Below are 16,853 nucleotides of genomic sequence, written 5' to 3' on the forward strand. Positions count from 1 at the left end.
CCTGTTTGCGTCAAGCACGGGCGGACATACGCCCAGGAAGCTTTTCCGGCAAAACCGCTGTCGGCGAGAATCCTTCGTCCTTGAATTGGCCGGATAGGCGTCCCATAAGGGCACAGGGCTTTGGAATCGCAGAACAAGAAGACGGGCAAAAATTTGAATGCCGACTTTGTTTCGGTTTGTCGTGACGCTGGCGGTTCTTGCAGCCATCGCCTATGGGGCGATGTTCGCGCTGGCGATGTTCGTGGAGCCTAAAAAGGCGGAAATGAGCATCCGTATCCCGGCCGAAAAGCTGAACCCGAAGAAAAACTGACGAAGCACTGATCCTGGCCCGATGAACAGCGCCGCCCGCATCGAAGCCTTCCTCGAAATGATGAGCGCCGAGCGGGGCGCGGCCGAAAACACGCTTTCCTCCTACCGCCGCGACCTGGAAGACGCTTCAGAGGCTATCGGCGGCGGACTGGCGGGCGCGGCATCGGCCGACATCCGAGCCTATCTCGACGACATTGCCGCGCGCGGCTTCGCGCCGACCTCGCAGGCGCGCAAACTGTCGGCGATCCGCCAGTTCTTTAAATTCCTCTATGCCGAAGGCCTGCGCGGCGACGATCCGACCGGCACGCTGGATAGCCCGCGCAAGGGTAGGCCGCTGCCCAAGACGATGAGCGAGGCCGAGACCGGCCGCTTGCTCGACCGCGCGGCCCAGGAAGCCGGCGAGCCCGGACCGGACGGCGACGGGTTGGCAGCGTTGCGCCTGCATGCGCTGGTCGAGGTGCTCTACGCCACCGGCCTGCGCGTTTCCGAACTGGTCGGCCTGCCGGTCACGGTGGCGCTGCGCGACGACCGCTTCTTCATGGTGCGCGGCAAGGGCAACAAGGAACGCATGGTGCCGCTATCGGCCAAGGCCCGCGCCGCCATGCGCGCCTGGCTTGCCGCGAGGGCCGGGCGGCCGGCCTTTGCCGAAAGCCCGTTCCTGTTTCCGGCCTCCTCCGACAGCGGCCACCTCTCGCGGCAGGTTTTCGCCCGCGATCTCAAGGGCTTGGCTGCGCGGTCCGGGATCGCGTCGGCGAAAATCTCGCCGCATGTGCTTCGCCATGCTTTTGCCAGCCATCTCCTGCAGAACGGCGCCGATCTCAGAGCCGTTCAGCAACTCCTTGGCCATGCCGACATCTCGACCACGCAGATCTACACCCATGTGCTGGAGGAGCGGCTGGTGCGGCTGGTCAACGATCATCATCCGCTTGCCGACTAGGCCTCATATCGCTATGTGAGGGCGACGTTCCACCGCCCGGAGCCGGCATTTCAGCGGTTCCGCCAGCCATTTCGCCTTCCGACGGATCGGTCCGCCCAAGCATGTACAACTACCTCGACTTCGAAAAGCCGGTGCAGGATCTGGAACTCAAGATCCTCGAGCTGAAGAAGCTTGCCGAGAACGGCGAGGCGGTCGATGTCGCCGAAGAGATCAGCCGACTGGAAAAGCGCTCGCGCGACGCGTTGCGCGACCTCTACAAGGCGCTCACGCCGTGGCAGAAAGTGCAGGTCGCGCGCCATCCCGACCGTCCGCACTGCGTCGACTACATCAAGGCGCTGTTCACCGATTTCACGCCTTTGGCCGGCGACCGCAATTTCGGCGACGACCAGGCGATCGTCGGCGGCTTCGCCCGCTTCCGCGGCGAGCCGGTGGCGGTGATCGGCCAGGAAAAGGGTTCGGACACGGCAAGCCGCATCAAGCACAATTTCGGTTCGGTGCGGCCCGAGGGCTACCGCAAGGCGGTGCGCCTGATGGAACTGGCCGACCGTTTCAAGATCCCGCTTTTGACGCTGGTCGACACCGCCGGCGCCTATCCCGGCGTCGGCGCCGAGGAGCGCGGCCAGGCCGAAGCGATCGCGCGTTCGACCTCGGCCTGTCTTTCGCTGAAAGTGCCGTCGATTTCGGTGGTCATCGGCGAAGGCGGCTCGGGCGGCGCCATCGCGATCGCCACCGCCAACCGCGTCTACATGCTGGAGCACGCCATCTATTCGGTGATCTCGCCGGAGGGCGCCGCCTCGATCCTGTGGCGCGACACGACCCGTTCGAAGGACGCCGCGACCAACATGAAGATCACCGCGCAGGATCTTCTCGAGATGAAGATCATCGACGCCATCATCCCCGAGCCGATGGGCGGCGCCCAGCGCGCGCCGGAAACGGTGATCGCCTCGACCGGAGACCTCATCGCCCGGACGATGAAGGATTTTGCTGGCGCCAACACCGATTTCCGCGAGCAACGCCGCGAGAAGTACCTGGCGATGGGCCGTAGCCTATAAGCCATCCCGAAGTCTGGCGGTGGGTTGCCCTGGACACCCGGCCTTAGTGGCTGCTAATTAAGCTTCTCGCTTTAGGGGGATTTGAGATGAAGAAATACGAGAAACCCACGCTGGTCAAAGCGGCCCGCCTGCAAGCGCTGACGGCTCAACAGGTGAGTTCCAAGCCGGTGTGAGAACGGCAATAGCGACGGCTCGGTTGCCAGCGCCAACTGGCCCCCGCCAATCCGAATCCGTCAACGTCTGATCGCCCTGGAATTGCCCCGGGCACCGCACGGCAAAGTGGCAGGGCACGATTCCGCCACAAAAATGCCGCCGCATTGGGCTCAATGAAAATGCCGCGAGGGGTTGGCCAAAGCTTGCGGTAAGGAATTTTCAAGGTTAACGGGCTTACGGTCCGTCAATGTTCAGCGTGCGGGCTCGGCGCTGCCGAAGCCTTTGGCCCGAGAGAAAAGCATAGCCGTACCCATGTTTGCCAAGCTTGCCCGCACCGGAGTCCTGATTGCCGCCATCGGCGTCGCCGGCTGCAACGATTCGTCGATGAAGGATTTCGCGCCGGAGGCCAACAAGCCGCTGCCGGACAAAATCCTCGCCGATATGCAGGCCAAGGGCATGGTGCGCACCTCCTCGGTGATGGCGCGCATCTTCAAGGAAGAAGGCAAGCTCGAGATCTGGAAGGCCAAGACCAACGGCCGCTACGATCTCGTCGCCAGCTACGACATCTGCAAATGGTCGGGCAAGCTCGGTCCCAAATACACCGAGGGCGACCGCCAGGCGCCGGAAGGCTTCTACACGGTGCGGCCGTCGCAGATGAACCCGCGCTCGAGCTACCATCTGTCCTTCAACATCGGTTTCCCCAACGCCTATGACCGCGCCAATGGCCGTACCGGCCAGAACCTGATGGTGCACGGTGCCTGCTCGTCGTCGGGCTGCTATTCGATGACTGACGCGCAGATCGAGCAGATCTACGCCTTCGGCCGCGACGCCTTCCAGGGCGGCCAGACCGAGTTCCAGATCCAGGCCTTTCCGTTCCGCATGACCGCCGCCAACATGGCGCGCTACCGCAACGACCCGAACTACGACTTCTGGAAGATGCTGAAGGTCGGCTACGACAATTTCGAGATCACCAAGGTGCCGCCGAAGGTCGATGTCTGCGAGAAACGCTACGTCTTCAACCAGGTCGCGCCTGAAGGCACGACCTTCGACCCGACCGGCCCCTGCCCCGCGACGACGCAGCCGGACTCGCTGAAGACCGCCTTCGCCAACTACGAGAAGAGCTACGACGCGGCCTTCAACTCGGCCGTGAATTCGAGCAGCGTGGCGCCGAAGCCGACCATTGCCGGCATCAAGGAGGCCAGCATCGTTTCCGATTGGTCGAAGCGCCGCGCCCGCGGCGAACGCGTGCCGATCGAGCCGCCGTCGATGAATGCGGACGGCTCGGTGACGGAAACGACCCGCATGGGCCGCATCGATTCCCCGGCCGGCCGCAAGATGGCCGCGCTCGACGCCGAGAAGGAAGCCAAGCGCAAGGCCGAGGAGCAGCGCCTGGCGGCGATCGAGGCTGCCAAGGCCGCCAAGGAACAGGCGAAGGCGCAGGCCTTGGCCGAAAAGGAAGCCGCCAAGCAGGCGGCGCAGCAGCAGGTCGTCACCGCGGGCGTCGAGGCCGCGCCCGCCCAGGAACCGCAGCAAGCGGCGGATGCCGATCAAGGCACGGTGTCGAAGCTGAAGAAGAAGCTGCTCGGCATGTTCGGCGGCTGAGAACTCGGCTTGGCCAAGTCTGCCGCCATCTACGATCTCAAGGGACTGAATTGCCCGCTGCCGGTGCTGAAAGCCCGCAAGCGGCTGGCCGCGATGCGGCCGGGCGCCAGGCTTTGGCTGGAGACCACCGATCCGCTGGCGGTGATCGACATCCCGGCCTTCTGCGCCGATGCCGGCCACCAGTTGATCGAGACGGCGGCGGTCACCGGCGGTCATCGCTTCCTGGTCGAGCGCGGCAGCGCGGCCTGAGCCTATAATCCGGCGATCGCCAGCGGATTGGACTCGAGCGCGGCCCTGTCCGGCGTATCGATCGACGGCCTGTTGGTGAAGGCGGCAAACAGGCGGTGGACATAGTCGTCCGGCATGTCGAGCGTGATCAGCACCAGCCTGGTGCCGCGCTGGCCATCGGGCCAGGCCGGCAGCCGTGCCGGCGGATGCAGGATCTTCTGCACGCCATGGATGACCAGCGGCCGCGACGGGTCCTCCATCAGCTCGATGACGCCCTTCATGCGTAAGAGCTTCTCGCCATGCGCCGAGCGCAGAAGATCGAGGAACATCTCGATCGCCGAGAACGGTACCGGGCCATCGTGGACAAGCGCGTGCGAGCGCACGCGCGCGTCATGGCGATGCTCATGATGATGGTGGCCATGTTCATGGTCATCGCCATGGTGGTGATGATCCTGATCATGGTGATGATCCTGATCATGCGCCGCCTCTTCGCCGAGCCAGCGCCGCACATCGGCGGACTTGGTCTGAGGATTATAGAGCCCGCAATTGAACAGCGCCGCGGCGCCCGTGCCCGCATCGTTGACGTCGAGCACGATGGCGCCCGGATTGATCTGCTTGAGCCTTGCCCGCAACGCCTCGACCTCGGCCGCCTCGGCAAGGTCGGTCTTGGTCAGCACGATGCGGTCGGCCACCGCCGCCTGCTTGACCGCCTCGACATGGCTGTCGAGCGTTACCTCGCCATTGACGGCGTCGACCAGCGTGATGACGCCGTCGAGCCGGAAGGCTTGCACCAACGCCGGATGCGCCATGATCGACTGCAGCACCGGCGCCGGATCGGCCAGACCCGTCGTCTCCACGACGACACGGGCCAGTTTGGCGATGCGTCCCGTCTGCAACCTGTCGACGAGGTCGGCCAGTGTGTCGACCAGGTCGCCGCGCACCGTGCAGCAGAGGCAGCCGTCGGAAAGCTGGATGATGCCGTCGGAGGCCTGCTCGACCAGCAGATGATCGATCGCCACCTCGCCGAACTCGTTGATGATCACCGCCGTATCGGCAAGCCCCGGATCCTTGAGCAGGCGGTTGAGCAGCGTCGTCTTGCCGGCGCCGAGAAAGCCGGTGAGCACCGAAACGGGAATGGGGAAGCCCGCCACGGCCTAGTTCGCAGCCTTGGCCGGTTGATCGCCCTGCACCGCGGCGGCTGCCGTCCCGGTGGCCAGCGGCTCGGCGCCCTTCGGCGCCGGCATATCTGGCCGCCAGTTCGGCAGCGGCACATCGGCATAGTTCTGGTCGGCCTGGTCGACGAAGGCCTTCGGCGCCGGCCCGGAGGCGCCGCCGAGGCCGACCGCAACCAGCGTAGGATGGTCGAGCTTCACCTGATAGGGCGACTTCGGCGCGTCCTTGGCGGCGACTTCGGGGGCTGCCTCGGATTGCTCCTCTTTCGGCTTCTTCTTGCAGATCTCGTCATGCATGTCGTTGGGCGACAGCGTATCGCCATAAGGCTTCAGCGCCGCGAGCGTGGTGGAACCCGCCGCCGGCGCATCAAAACCCTGGTCGAGCAGCTTCGCCGCCGCCTCGGCGCGGCTGACGGCGGATTTCTCGCCGAGCACCACGGCCACCAGCGTGCGGCCGTTGCGCGTCGCCGAGCCGATCATGTTGAATCCGGAAGAGCAGACGAAGCCCGTCTTCATGCCGTCGGCGCCGGGATAGCGGCCGATGAGCAGATTGTAGTTCGGGAGCGCCTTCTTGCCGACGGCAAGTCCCTCGATCGAGAACCACGGCGCATATTGCGGAAAATCGTTGCGGATCGCGCTCACCAGCACGGCGAGGTCGCGCGCGGTTGTGTACTGATCCGGCGAATAAAGCCCGTTCGGGTTGACGAAATGCGTGCCGACCATGCCGAGTCGGGCCGCCTCGGCGTTCATGCGGTCGGCGAAGGCGGCTTGCGACCCGCCGATATTCTCGCCGACGGCCATGGCGATGTCGTTGGCCGACTTGACCAACATCATCTTCAGCGCATTGTCGAGCCGCATCACTGAGCCGGGCTTGAAACCCATCTTGCTTGGCGGCTCGCCGGCCGAATGTTTCGTGACCTTGATCGGCGAATCGAGCGCCACTTCGCCCGCCTGGATGGCGCGAAAAGTGACATAGGCCGTCATCAGCTTGCTGAGCGAGGCCGGATACCAGCGCTTGAACGCGTCCTGATGCTCCAGAATGGAGCCGCTCTTCAGGTCGAAAAGGACGACCGGATTGGCATGCGCCGCGCCGGCAAACACCGGAAGCGCCAGCGCGCCAGCCAGCAATAGGTTGAGGAAATGCCTCTGCCGCATGATCAAATCCGAAATCGCCTCTTGCCGTAATCGCTGCTGGGTCCGTAAGATTTGGTTACCCATCGCCAGCATAAATGCGGTCCGACCCCTCGACCCGGATCGCATTCTTGCGGTGCTATTTACCCTATGTGACGTCAAAATGGCAAAGTGCCAGACGTTCACAATTGACAATCACGATTGCTGAGCGGCGGTTCCCAACCGACTGCCGCCAATAAAACAAGAAATGGACCGATCATGCCGATTCTGAACCGCGCCGCGGAAATGCAGGAAGAAGTTGCCGGCTGGCGACGACATTTGCACCAGACGCCGGAGCTGAATTTCGACGTTTTCCAGACCGCCGGCTTCGTCACCGAGAAGCTCAAGGCCTTCGGCTGCGACGAGGTGGTGACAGGGCTGGGCAAGACCGGCGTCGTCGGCATCATCCGCGGCCGCAAGGGCGATGGCGCCACCATTGGGCTGCGCGCCGACATGGACGCGCTGCCGATCGAGGAGATCACCGGCAAGCCATGGGCCTCGACGGTTTCCGGCAAGATGCATGCCTGCGGCCATGACGGACACACGGCAATGCTTCTGGGTGCGGCCAAATATCTCGCCGAGACGCGCAATTTCGCCGGCAGTGTCGCGGTGATCTTCCAGCCGGCTGAGGAAGGCGGCGGCGGCGGCAATGAAATGGTCAAGGACGGCATGATGGAGCGCTTCGGCATCGAAAAGGTCTTCGGCATGCACAACATGCCGGGCCTGCCGGTCGGCCAGTTCGCCATCAAGCCCGGCCCGATCATGGCGGCGACCGCCGAATTCACCATCACCGTCAAGGGCCGCGGCGGCCATGCCGCGATGCCGCACGGCACGATCGACCCGATCGTCATCACCAGCCAGTTGGTCGTAGCGCTCCAGACCATCGCGTCCCGCACCACCGACCCGGTCGAGGCCGTGGTGGTGTCGGTGACGAAGTTCCACGCCGGCGACGCCTATAACGTCATCCCCGAAAGCGCCGAGATCGCCGGAACCGTGCGCACGCTGAAGAAGGAAGTGGCCAAGAAATCGGAAGAGCGCATCCGTGCCATCTGCGCCGGCATAGCAACCGCCTTCGGCGCCACGATCGAGGTCGATTACGACGCCAACTACCCGGTCACCTTCAACCATGCCGAGGAAACCGTGTTTGCCGGCGATATCGCCGCCAACGTCGCCGGCGACAACCAGGTCCACCGCGCCATCCAGCCGGTGATGGGCGGCGAGGATTTCTCCTATATGCTGGAAGCCCGCCCTGGCGCCTTCATCTTCATCGGCAACGGCGACACCGCCGGCCTGCACCACCCGGCCTACGACTTCAACGATGAGGTCATCCCGCACGGCATGAGCTATTGGGTGAAGCTGGCCGAGACGGCGCTGGCAGCCTGAGCGGCGCAGGCTTAGCTGGCCACGCCGTCGCGAGTTGGTGGGTCCGGCAGCAAAAGAAACCGAGGCGGCTGTCCATCGCAAGGCTGCCGCCCGGTTGCGTTTCAGACTCCCCTTGGCGAACCGGCCCGAAGCGTCTATGTGTCGGGCCGCGTGGTCCCGTAGCTCAGTAGGATAGAGCGGCAGATTCCTAATCTGTAGGTCACAGGTTCGATTCCTGTCGGGATCACCATGCTAAAATCCCTGCGCTGCAAGGGTTTGCGTGGTTTCAGCCCTTCAAAAATCTGACGCTTCATGTTGCTCGGCAAGCAAAAACAACAGCTTGCAGGAACCGGCAAGCTGCTACGCGCAACTGCCGTAAGCCGACGACGAGCGCTCAGCCCGGGCTGCCGGCAGCCGGATTGGCGATGATCGCTGCCCGGAAGCGGGCGACGAAATCGTCCAGCGCCGGGCGTTCGGCATCCGAGATCGCCCAGTAGGAGAAGGCGTCGTCGGTCCAGTGGACCAAGAGGAAGCCGCCGGCCGAGAGGTCGTCGGCCACCGGCACCGATTTGGCCTCGTTCTGCCGGGGTGCCGCCACCAGCGTGATCAGATGCTCGTGGTGGCGGTAGACCAGCGCCGGCATCGGCCTGTCGCCGATCACCTCGACGCGCCCGCCAAGCAGCGCGTAGCCGTCCTTGGCCATGTCCGGCGCCGCCGGCGAGACGCCGATACGGCCGTCGAGCCACGGCTTCACCGTATGGCGATCGGACGAGACGATGTCGACCGGGGTCGCCGCGAGCAGGCTGCGGCGATGGCCGTTGGCGACGGCGACCGCAAAGCTGTCGGAGCCGTTATCCGCCGTCGTCAGCCATTGCGTCGCGCCGCTGGCGAGGAATGCCGTAAGCACGATCGAGGCCGCCATCTGGCGCCAGTCGAACGAGTTGAACCAGCGAGACGCGCGCGGCCGCATTGCGACGACGTTGCCTTGCTGCTGTTGCGGCTGCGGCTCCACCTTCGCGGCTGCGGGTTGGACAGCCTCAGCCTCCCCGGCGCCTTTGACCTCGGCGATGGCCGCGATGCGCGCCAGGAAATCGTCGCTGACGGTCGGGCGCGGCACGCTGGCGACAGCGCCGCGCAGCGCCACGAGCCGCGCATGCTCGGCGGCAAGTTCCGGATCGGCGGCCATGCGGCGTTCGACCGCCAAAGCGGCCGCGGCATCGAGCTCGCCATCGACAAGGGCGTGGATCATCAGCTTCATATCCTGCGGGTCTTGCGGCAATCCATCCTCACGCGGGCGATTTTCATGCGGGCTCATGGCGCCCTCCAAGTTCGTTCATCAGCAGGCCGCGGGCCCGTGCCAGCCGCGACATCACCGTGCCTTGCGGCACGCCGAGCATGGCGGCGATCTCGCGGTAGCTGAGACCGTTTATGTCGCGCAGCACAAGCGTTTCGCGGAACGCTTGCGGCAGTCTTGCGATCGCTGCTTCCACCGCCGCCGAATTCGCCTTGGCGATCAGCGCCGCCTCAGGGCTGTCCGCGTCATTGTCCGGTGGCGGCGAGACGTCGTCGAGATCGGCGAGATCGCCGACGGCGACCACGCTGCGCGGACGGTTCTTCGCCATCCACGTATAGGAGGCGTTGCGCACGATGGTGAGCAGCCAGGCGCGGGCATTGCCGCCGGCAAAGCCGGCAATGCCGGCATGCGCCTTGAGGCAGGCCTCCTGCACCACATCCTCGGCGTCGGCTTGATTGCCGGTCAGCCAGCGGGCAAGCGACAGGGCGTCGCCGAGATGCGGCAGCACCACTTCGGCAAAACGCGCGGCCAATATCTTTTCGCTCAACACCGTTCCACCGTCAGGCGCTCCCGCCAGGGGCTTGCGGCCACCCTCGGCAGGCGGCGCGGACCTGTCCCTGCTCGTGCGGGTGAAGATCGCGACTGCAGGCGCCGGCGCCTGCTTCGGGGGAGGAGAAGGCATTGGTGTCACCGGAGTCAAGGGTCTCGGAGGAGCGGCGCGCCTCGGGAGGGAACGGCGCATCGCTGGCTGCAATGAGGTGCTCGCCGTCATGGTCGTGGATCTCGATGGTTGCGATCGGCACGGATCAGGGTCGGCGGCGGGGCGGTATCGGCCAGAACAGATGCGCCCAGCTCCAGCGCTCCAGGGGACGACGGCGGCTGGTGCCTTCGCCTTCTTCGGCCCTCGCGCCTCTATCTTCATGCCGCTTCATGGGTGGTCTCCTGCTGTTGCGCACGTGGCGCATGCCCAGAAGACCGGCGGACGCAGTCGTTTATTCCCGGCGGCCGGCTTTTTTGTTCAAGCCCGGCATGATCGGTTTGTCGGTCGGCCTCACAGCGCCTGCAGCGCAAGCCCCGCCAGCGCCGATCCGGCCAGTGTCGGCAGCATGCCGAGCTTCAGCTTGAACATGGCGACCATCGCCGCCGCCGATAGCAGCGCGGCGCGCCAGTCGAGCGAGGACAACACCGGCACCTCCACGCCCCAGCCGACGCTTGCGACCTTGCCGAAGACGACATGCAGCGCGAACCACAGCGCAAGGTTCATGATGACGCCGACCACCGCCGCGGTGATCGCGCCGAGCGCCGCCGCCAGGGCCTTGTTCTGGCGCAATTGCTCGATGTAGGGCGCGCCTAAGAATATCCAGAAGAAGCAGGGCACGAAGGTCACCCAGAGCGTCAGCAGCGACCCGAGCGATCCGGCCAAGAGCGGGCTGGCGAAACCGGCATGACGATAGGCGGCGGCGAAGCCGACGAACTGCAGCACCAGGATGAGCGGCCCGGGCGTCGTCTCGGCAAGCCCGAGCCCGTCGACCATCTCTCCCGGCGACAGCCAGCCGAAGGAGGTGACCGCCGCCTGTGCGACATAGGCCAGAACCGCATAGGCGCCGCCGAAGGTGACGACGGCCATCAGGCTGAAGAAGCCGCCAAGCTGCGCCCACACGCTTGCCCGCCCGGCAAGCAGCGCGATCACCGCCACCGGGCCGAGCCAGACCGGCAGCCAGATGGCGATGGTGCGAAGCGCGTGCCATCTGCTCGGCAAGGTATGGCCGAGCTCGCCGCGTTCGAACATCTGGTCGACCACGCCGCCGCGGTCGGCGCCGGCGCTGCCTTTGCCGTGCGCCGAGCCGGAAAACAGCCCCGGCGCGAGACGGCTGCCGATCCAGCCGATGAGGCCTGCCGCAAGCACGATCAGCGGGAATGGCAGCTTGAGGACATAGATGGCGAGGAAGGCAGCCACCGCGATCGTAATCATGGCGCGGTTCTTCAGCGCCCGCTTGCCGATGCGGATCACCGCCTCGACGACGACGGCGAGCACCGCCGCCTTGACGCCGAAGAACAGCGCCTCGACTACAGGCGCGTCGTTGTAGAGCATGTAGAAGCTGCTCAGGCAGAGCATCACCAGGGCACCGGGCAGCACGAACAACGTCCCGGCAACCAGTCCCCCTCTAGTCCTGTGCAGCAGCCAGCCGATATAGACGGCAAGCTGTTGCGCCTCGGGCCCAGGCAGAAGCATGCAGTAGTTGAGCGCGTGGAGAAAACGCTCCTCGCCGATCCAACGGCGCTCCTCCACCAGTTCCTTGTGCATCAGCGCGATCTGTCCCGCCGGTCCGCCGAAGGAGAGCAGGCCGATCTTCGCCCACAGCCGCGTCGCCTCGCGAAAACTCGGCATGGCCGGGATCCCGACCTGCGGCGCGGTGCCGTGCTTGGCAAGCGCGGTCATGGCGCCTTGCCTCCGACCGGCCAATTGTGCGTCTCGTCGGTGGCGTCGCGGCACCAGCGAAAGAAGGCGTCGTAGAAGAGCATGCCGGCTTCGAGCTGCTCGAGATCGTCACGGAACATGCGCGACAGGCCGAGCGAGGCGGCGAGGAACCCGGCCGCCTGCGGAACGACGTCGAGGCGCGCCGTGTCGGCCCCGCGCACGATCAGCGCCAGACGGTCGAGCGCCTCCGCACGCAGGCCGAATTCCTCGATCATGGTATCGAAGGTGCAGCGATCGCCACGATGGCTCCAGAACACGCCTTCGATGTCGAAGGGAACCGCGGCGAAGCGATCCGCCACCAGAGGCACCTCGGCTGGATCGACGAACAGGAACACCGCCTTAGGATCGACGAAGCGCCGGATCAGCCACGGACAGGCGATGCGGTCGACCTTCGGCCGGGAACGGGTGACCCACACGGTGCGCCCCTTCTCGTCGCGCGACGGGATTGCGCTGGCGGTGACCAAAGGCGCCTTGGCGGCGGCCCAGGCCTCGAAGCCACCTTCCAGTGACTCTGCCTGAATGCCTTCGTGGCGCAGCCATGCCGCCACGCCTTGCGAGAGTTTTTGGCCTCTCTGGCAGATGACGGCGACTTTCGCCCCGGAGAACTCGGTCGCCCAGGTCGAGACGGTTCTGAAATCGCGCCGGCGGGAAGCCGGCAAAAGGCGCGGGTCGGCTTGGTAATCGTCATCGACGCGCACGTCGATGAGAACAGGCGCATCCGGCAGTCCGACGAGGCGGGAAAGCTGCGGAACGGTGATTGCGGTAGTTGACGGCATGGCGTCCACCTCCAGAATGAAGAGAGTTTGGACGCGATCGTTGGGCTGACGCCTCACGGGGTCGTCGCGGTGAACCCCTTGGCCACGATGCTGGATCGCTCCTCGGCGATTGTCAAGAATCCAATTGTCGAGAAAGGCGGGAACTTTCGCCCCGCCTCGCCCTGCGAAAATGCCGTTGCGCTTACTGCGCCGTCCAGCCGCCATCCATCGGCAGGGTCGTGCCGGTGATCTGCTTGGCCGCGTCGGTGCACAGGAACAGCGTGAAGGCCGCGAGTTCCTCGACGGTGACGAATTCCTTGGTCGGCTGCGCCGCCAGCAGCACGTCGTGCTTGACCTGTTCCTCGGTCATGCCGCGCGCCTTCATCGTGTCGGGGATCTGCTTCTCGACCAGCGGCGTCCAGACATAGCCGGGCGCGATCGCATTCACCGTGATGCCTTCTTGAGCCACTTCCAGCGCCACCGTCTTGGTCAGGCCGGCAATGCCGTGCTTGGCCGAGACATAGGCCGATTTGAACGGCGAAGCGACTAGCGCATGCGCGGAAGCCGTGTTGATGATGCGGCCCCATTTGCGGCTCTTCATGCCGGGCACCGCCGCCTTGATGGCGTAGAAGGCGGCCAGAAGATTGATGCGGATGATGGCCTCCCACTTGTCGTCGGGAAACTCCTCGATCGGCGCGACATGCTGGATGCCGGCATTGTTGACCAGGATATCGAGGCTGCCGAACGCTTCCTCGGCCTCGTGGATCATGGCGGTGACGGCGGCACCGTCCATCATGTTGGCGTCCGAGTAACGGCACTTGACGCCGAAATCCTTTTCGATGCCGGCCCGCTCCTGCTCGATCGCCGCGGCATCGCCCAGGCCGTTGATGGTGACGTTGGCGCCTTCTGCGGCAAAGGCGCGGGCGATTGCCAGGCCGATGCCGCTGGTCGAGCCGGTGACGAGCGCATTCTTCGAAGACAGGGAACCCATGGGAGATCTCGCGACAGGAGGGAGGACTATGAAGACTGGAAGGCACATAGTTTGTGCGCCGCAACATCACAATGCCACAGCCATATGTCGGCGCTGTTACAGCGTGGCAAAGGTTTTGCCGGCTTCGGGCGAACCCTGTCTTTGCGCTGACACGGCACTGTCATGCTGCCATGCAACATATTTGCCAGCGCATTCGCGCGGGGTCATTTCAAACAGTCGGGGCACCACCATGGAAATCGCCGATGTCGTGAAGCGCGCCTATGCGATGCCGCTCACCAACCCGTCCTTCCCGCCCGGCCCGTATCGGTTCTTCGACCGCGAATACATCATCATCACCTACCGCACCACGCGCGAGGCGCTGGAAGCAGTCGTGCCGGCGCCGCTCGAGATCGACGAGCCGCTGGTCAAGTATGAATTCATCCGCATGCCGGATTCGACCGGCTTCGGCGACTACACCGAGACCGGCCAGGTCATTCCGGTGCGCTACAAGGGACAGCATGGCGGCTTCGTCCACTCCATGTATCTCGACGACGACGCGCCGATCGCCGGCGGCCGCGAGCTCTGGGGTTTCCCGAAGAAGCTCGCCAATCCCAAGATCGTGCATGAAGGCGAAGTGGTGGTCGGCACGCTGCACTATGGCAGCGTGCTGTGCGCCACCGGCACCATGGGATACAAGCACCGCGAAGCCGATCACGACCAGGTGCTCGCCTCGCTCGCCGCGCCCAATTTCCTGATCAAGATCATCCCGCATGTAGACGGCAGCCCGCGCATTTGCGAGCTGGTCCGCTACTACCTCACCGACATCACGCTGAAGGAAGCCTGGACAGCGCCCGCCGCGCTCGACCTTCGCCCGCATGTGATGGCCGATGTCGCGAAGCTGCCGGTGCTCGACATCGTCTCGGCCGTTCACTTCACCGCCGATCTGACGCTCGGCCTCGGCGAAGTCGTGCATGATTACCTCGCCGACCGCGGCCATTCCGCTGCCGGCGCGAACGAGCTGGAGAAAGTCAGTGCTTGAGCGTACCCGCAACAAGACGGCCGCCGCAACGATCCAGGAAATCACCGCGCAATATGACCGCGTCGCCCTGGTCTTCCAGGGCGGCGGCGCGCTCGGCGCCTATCAGGCCGGCGTCTACCAGGCGCTTGCCGATGCCGGCTGCGAGCCGAGCTGGCTTTCCGGCGTCTCGATCGGCGCCATCAACGCCTCGATCATCGCCGGCAACGAGCCGAGCCGCCGCCTGCAGCGACTGGAGCAATTCTGGCAGACGATCTCGGGGCGCAAGATCTGGGCCTATACGCCCGAAGGCGACATCTATCGCGATATCCGCAACCAGACCTCGTCGTTGATGACCATGACCATGGGCCAGCCCGGCTTCTTCAAGCCGCGCAGCCCCAACCCCTGGTTCCAGCTCTCGGGCGCGGAAGGCGCCACCAGCTTCTACGACACCGCCGAGCTCAAGGACACGCTGGAAAGCCTGATCGACTTCGACGTGCTCAACGACGGCAAGAAGCGGCTGAGCGTCGGCGCGGTCAATGTCCGGACCGGCAACTTCGTCTATTTCGACACCGACAAAGTGCGCATCGGACCGGAGCACATCATGGCGAGCGGCGCGCTGCCGCCGGCCTTCCCCTCGATCCGCATCGAGGGCGAGTATTATTGGGATGGCGGCATCGTCTCCAACACGCCGCTGCAATATCTGCTCGACCAGGAAGAGGACCGCTCCTCGCTGGTGTTCCAGGTCGACCTGTTCAGCGCCCGCGGCGTGCTGCCGCGCGGCATGGCCGACGTGCTGTCGCGCCACAAGGACATCATGTATTCGAGCCGCACGCGCCAGAACACCGACAATTTCGAGCGCATCCATGCTTTGAAGATGAAGCTGCTCGACGCGCTGAAGCGCGTGCCGCCGGAACAGCTCAGGGACGGCGAGAAGGAGCTGATCGCCGACTATTCCAACGCCGGCGTCGTCAACATCGTCCACCTGATCTACCAGCACAAAGGCTATGAGGGCCACGCCAAGGACTATGAGTTCTCGGGCACGTCGATGCGCGAGCATTGGGAAATGGGCCTTGAGGACACCGAGCGCACGCTGCGCCACAAGAAGTGGCTGATGCTGCCCACCAATGTCGAGGGTGTCGCCATCCACGACCTGCACCGCGAAGACCCGACCTGATCCCTGCGTCCAGCGCAGGCGGAGCAAGAAAGGCGCCGAGAATTGCGGTGCGGCGCGCTTAGAGCAATTTCAGGAAAAGTGTGAGCGGTTTTCCACCTGGAAATTGCGACAAAACAAAAGGATAGAGCGGTTCGCCGTTTCCATGAAACGGTGAAGCGCTCTAGCAACGCTCGCCTGACTGTGAAGCTGTTCTTCATAGCCTATCAACATTGTCGCGAATAGCCGCTCGCGTAGAGCAGGCGTACATCCAGACGATGGCGCACATGCGCTAACCTCAATGGAGTACCGCCGGTGACCACCGAAGCTGTTTCCCCCGCTATCGTTCCGTCGGGAGGCGCGTGGCGCGGCCTGCTTTGGCTTGCGCTGCTCACCGCGCTCTGGCTACTGCTGATCTTCGCCTTGCCGGCGATCCAGGCCAGCGGCGTTCCGACCACGGCCCACCAGCTCGCGGCCCACGGGCTTATCGCGCTGGGATTGTGGCTCGGTCTCGAACGGACAAGTCTGACGCCAGATCAACGCCGCGTGACCTGGCTGGCGGTCATGATCCCGGATACGCTCTGGCTAGCCATCGCCTGGAGCGCCGCGATCAATGGTGCCTTCCACACGGACACCTCGTCTCTACCGGTGTTGCCATTGGCGATCTTCCTGCCGGTGATCATAGGCGCGCCGCCGTTGCTGTTCTCGAAGCGGATCGGGCAGGTGCTCGATGCGATGCCGGCAAGCTGGCTCGTCGCGCTTCAGCTCTACCGCATATTCGGCGGCTGGGCTCTCGCGGCCTGGCTGCATAGTGCCCTGCCCGGCGCGTTCGCGGTGCCCGCGGGCATGGGCGATGTGCTGACCGGGCTGTTCGCGTTGCCCGCGGCGTTGGCAGTGGCGACCGGCACGGTCGAGGGCCGAAGAGCGGCAACGCTCTGGAACGTCCTCGGCCTTGCCGATTTCGCGGTCGCTATTACCATGGGCATGATCACTTCGCCCGGCCCGTTGCAACTGATCGTTCCGGATGTGCAGAGCATCGGCGCCGGCGCCTATCCGGGTGTGCTGACCCCTGCTTTCGTAGTGCCAAGCTCGATCCTGTTGCACATGTTGTCGCTGCGCCAGTTGCGTCGCCGCCGCAGGGCGGAGCTTGCGCGGCGATAGAGCAAATCCAGGAAAAGTGTGACACGGTTTCCCGTCAGGAA

16 protein-coding genes and 1 tRNA gene are annotated in these 16,853 nt (G+C 64.8%); 10 read left to right on the forward strand and 7 right to left on the reverse strand.

What is annotated here, in order from left to right:
- The first annotated feature begins 157 nt into the window (after nucleotides 1-157).
- From KVT37_RS11555 to KVT37_RS11575, 5 genes are all read left to right on the forward strand, one after another.
- A complete protein-coding gene (locus KVT37_RS11555) occupies nucleotides 158-310 on the forward strand; it encodes a histidine kinase (protein ID WP_112100541.1) in 153 nt (50 codons plus the stop codon).
- A gap of 21 nt (nucleotides 311-331) precedes the next feature.
- Nucleotides 332-1,246 carry a site-specific tyrosine recombinase XerD gene (locus tag KVT37_RS11560; RefSeq protein WP_217572849.1) on the forward strand — a complete coding sequence of 305 codons (915 nt, stop codon included), beginning with the start codon at nucleotides 332-334 and terminating at the stop codon, nucleotides 1,244-1,246.
- 101 nt (nucleotides 1,247-1,347) lie between these two features.
- Nucleotides 1,348-2,298: an acetyl-CoA carboxylase carboxyltransferase subunit alpha gene (locus tag KVT37_RS11565; RefSeq protein ID WP_127865730.1), complete on the forward strand. Its 951-nt coding sequence runs from the start codon at nucleotides 1,348-1,350 to the stop codon at nucleotides 2,296-2,298.
- A gap of 465 nt (nucleotides 2,299-2,763) precedes the next feature.
- Nucleotides 2,764-4,053, forward strand: coding sequence for a murein L,D-transpeptidase family protein (locus tag KVT37_RS11570; protein WP_217572851.1), 1,290 nt, complete (start codon nucleotides 2,764-2,766; stop codon nucleotides 4,051-4,053).
- Between the two features lie 9 nt (nucleotides 4,054-4,062).
- Entirely contained in the window at nucleotides 4,063-4,302 is a 240-nt protein-coding gene (locus tag KVT37_RS11575; protein ID WP_217572853.1) for a sulfurtransferase TusA family protein, read from the forward strand.
- A 2-nt stretch (nucleotides 4,303-4,304) separates the two neighbouring features.
- On the opposite strand, the gene KVT37_RS11580 is transcribed toward KVT37_RS11575, so the two are convergent.
- On the reverse strand, nucleotides 4,305-5,432 hold the full coding sequence (locus KVT37_RS11580; protein WP_217572855.1) for a GTP-binding protein: 1,128 nt from the start codon (nucleotides 5,430-5,432) through the stop codon (nucleotides 4,305-4,307).
- A gap of 3 nt (nucleotides 5,433-5,435) precedes the next feature.
- Nucleotides 5,436-6,608, reverse strand: a complete 1,173-nt coding sequence (locus tag KVT37_RS11585) for a D-alanyl-D-alanine carboxypeptidase family protein (RefSeq protein ID WP_217572857.1) — start codon at nucleotides 6,606-6,608, stop codon at nucleotides 5,436-5,438.
- Nucleotides 6,609-6,842: 234 nt separating this feature from the next.
- Between KVT37_RS11585 and KVT37_RS11590 the strand changes: the two genes are divergently transcribed.
- Together KVT37_RS11590 and KVT37_RS11595 are read left to right on the forward strand one after the other, a co-directional pair.
- The gene (locus tag KVT37_RS11590; RefSeq protein WP_217572859.1) at nucleotides 6,843-8,006 is read left to right on the forward strand and encodes a M20 aminoacylase family protein; all 1,164 of its coding nucleotides are present in this window, start codon (nucleotides 6,843-6,845) and stop codon (nucleotides 8,004-8,006) included.
- A 152-nt stretch (nucleotides 8,007-8,158) separates the two neighbouring features.
- A tRNA-Arg gene (locus KVT37_RS11595) sits at nucleotides 8,159-8,235 on the forward strand.
- 144 nt (nucleotides 8,236-8,379) lie between these two features.
- Here the strand turns inward: KVT37_RS11595 and KVT37_RS11600 are convergent.
- The 5 genes from KVT37_RS11600 to KVT37_RS11620 form a co-directional block, all read right to left on the reverse strand.
- Complete coding sequence (locus KVT37_RS11600) at nucleotides 8,380-9,300, reverse strand: anti-sigma factor (protein WP_217572861.1); 921 nt, start codon at nucleotides 9,298-9,300, stop codon at nucleotides 8,380-8,382.
- Complete coding sequence (locus KVT37_RS11605; protein WP_254633980.1) at nucleotides 9,287-9,826, reverse strand: sigma-70 family RNA polymerase sigma factor; 540 nt, start codon at nucleotides 9,824-9,826, stop codon at nucleotides 9,287-9,289. The genes KVT37_RS11600 and KVT37_RS11605 overlap by 14 nt, the downstream gene beginning before the upstream one ends.
- 504 nt (nucleotides 9,827-10,330) lie before the next feature.
- A complete protein-coding gene (gene chrA, locus KVT37_RS11610; RefSeq protein WP_217572865.1) occupies nucleotides 10,331-11,719 on the reverse strand; it encodes a chromate efflux transporter in 1,389 nt (462 codons plus the stop codon).
- A complete protein-coding gene (locus KVT37_RS11615) occupies nucleotides 11,716-12,534 on the reverse strand; it encodes a sulfurtransferase/chromate resistance protein (RefSeq protein WP_217572867.1) in 819 nt (272 codons plus the stop codon). The genes chrA and KVT37_RS11615 overlap by 4 nt, the downstream gene beginning before the upstream one ends.
- A 181-nt stretch (nucleotides 12,535-12,715) precedes the next feature.
- The gene (locus KVT37_RS11620) at nucleotides 12,716-13,504 is read right to left on the reverse strand and encodes a 3-hydroxybutyrate dehydrogenase (RefSeq protein WP_217572869.1); all 789 of its coding nucleotides are present in this window, start codon (nucleotides 13,502-13,504) and stop codon (nucleotides 12,716-12,718) included.
- Nucleotides 13,505-13,733: 229 nt separating this feature from the next.
- Here KVT37_RS11620 and KVT37_RS11625 point away from each other — a divergent pair, with 229 nt between their 5' ends.
- From KVT37_RS11625 to KVT37_RS11635, 3 genes are all read left to right on the forward strand, one after another.
- Nucleotides 13,734-14,522 (forward strand): acetoacetate decarboxylase, encoded by a 789-nt coding sequence (locus KVT37_RS11625; protein ID WP_217572871.1) that lies wholly within the window; start codon nucleotides 13,734-13,736, stop codon nucleotides 14,520-14,522.
- On the forward strand, nucleotides 14,515-15,675 hold the full coding sequence (locus tag KVT37_RS11630; RefSeq protein ID WP_217572873.1) for a patatin-like phospholipase family protein: 1,161 nt from the start codon (nucleotides 14,515-14,517) through the stop codon (nucleotides 15,673-15,675). Before KVT37_RS11625 ends, KVT37_RS11630 begins: the two co-directional genes overlap by 8 nt.
- Before the next feature lie 291 nt (nucleotides 15,676-15,966).
- Nucleotides 15,967-16,812 (forward strand): MFS transporter, encoded by an 846-nt coding sequence (locus KVT37_RS11635; protein ID WP_217572875.1) that lies wholly within the window; start codon nucleotides 15,967-15,969, stop codon nucleotides 16,810-16,812.
- The last annotated feature ends 41 nt before the right edge of the window (nucleotides 16,813-16,853 follow it).

Source organism: Mesorhizobium sp. GbtcB19 (genome assembly GCF_019091085.1).
Lineage (GTDB): Bacteria > Pseudomonadota > Alphaproteobacteria > Rhizobiales > Rhizobiaceae > Mesorhizobium.

Coding starts and splice junctions, on each gene's coding strand:
- KVT37_RS11590 (WP_217572859.1), top strand. CDS start 6,843: ATGCCGATTCTGAACCGCGCCGCGGAAATGCAGGAAGAAGTTGCCGGC.
- KVT37_RS11625 (WP_217572871.1), top strand. CDS start 13,734: ATGGAAATCGCCGATGTCGTGAAGCGCGCCTATGCGATGCCGCTCACC.
- KVT37_RS11620 (WP_217572869.1), bottom strand. CDS start 13,504: ATGGGTTCCCTGTCTTCGAAGAATGCGCTCGTCACCGGCTCGACCAGC.
- chrA (WP_217572865.1), bottom strand. CDS start 11,719: ATGACCGCGCTTGCCAAGCACGGCACCGCGCCGCAGGTCGGGATCCCG.
- KVT37_RS11615 (WP_217572867.1), bottom strand. CDS start 12,534: ATGCCGTCAACTACCGCAATCACCGTTCCGCAGCTTTCCCGCCTCGTC.
- KVT37_RS11570 (WP_217572851.1), top strand. CDS start 2,764: ATGTTTGCCAAGCTTGCCCGCACCGGAGTCCTGATTGCCGCCATCGGC.
- KVT37_RS11600 (WP_217572861.1), bottom strand. CDS start 9,300: ATGAGCCCGCATGAAAATCGCCCGCGTGAGGATGGATTGCCGCAAGAC.
- KVT37_RS11565 (WP_127865730.1), top strand. CDS start 1,348: ATGTACAACTACCTCGACTTCGAAAAGCCGGTGCAGGATCTGGAACTC.
- KVT37_RS11585 (WP_217572857.1), bottom strand. CDS start 6,608: ATGCGGCAGAGGCATTTCCTCAACCTATTGCTGGCTGGCGCGCTGGCG.
- KVT37_RS11560 (WP_217572849.1), top strand. CDS start 332: ATGAACAGCGCCGCCCGCATCGAAGCCTTCCTCGAAATGATGAGCGCC.
- KVT37_RS11555 (WP_112100541.1), top strand. CDS start 158: ATGCCGACTTTGTTTCGGTTTGTCGTGACGCTGGCGGTTCTTGCAGCC.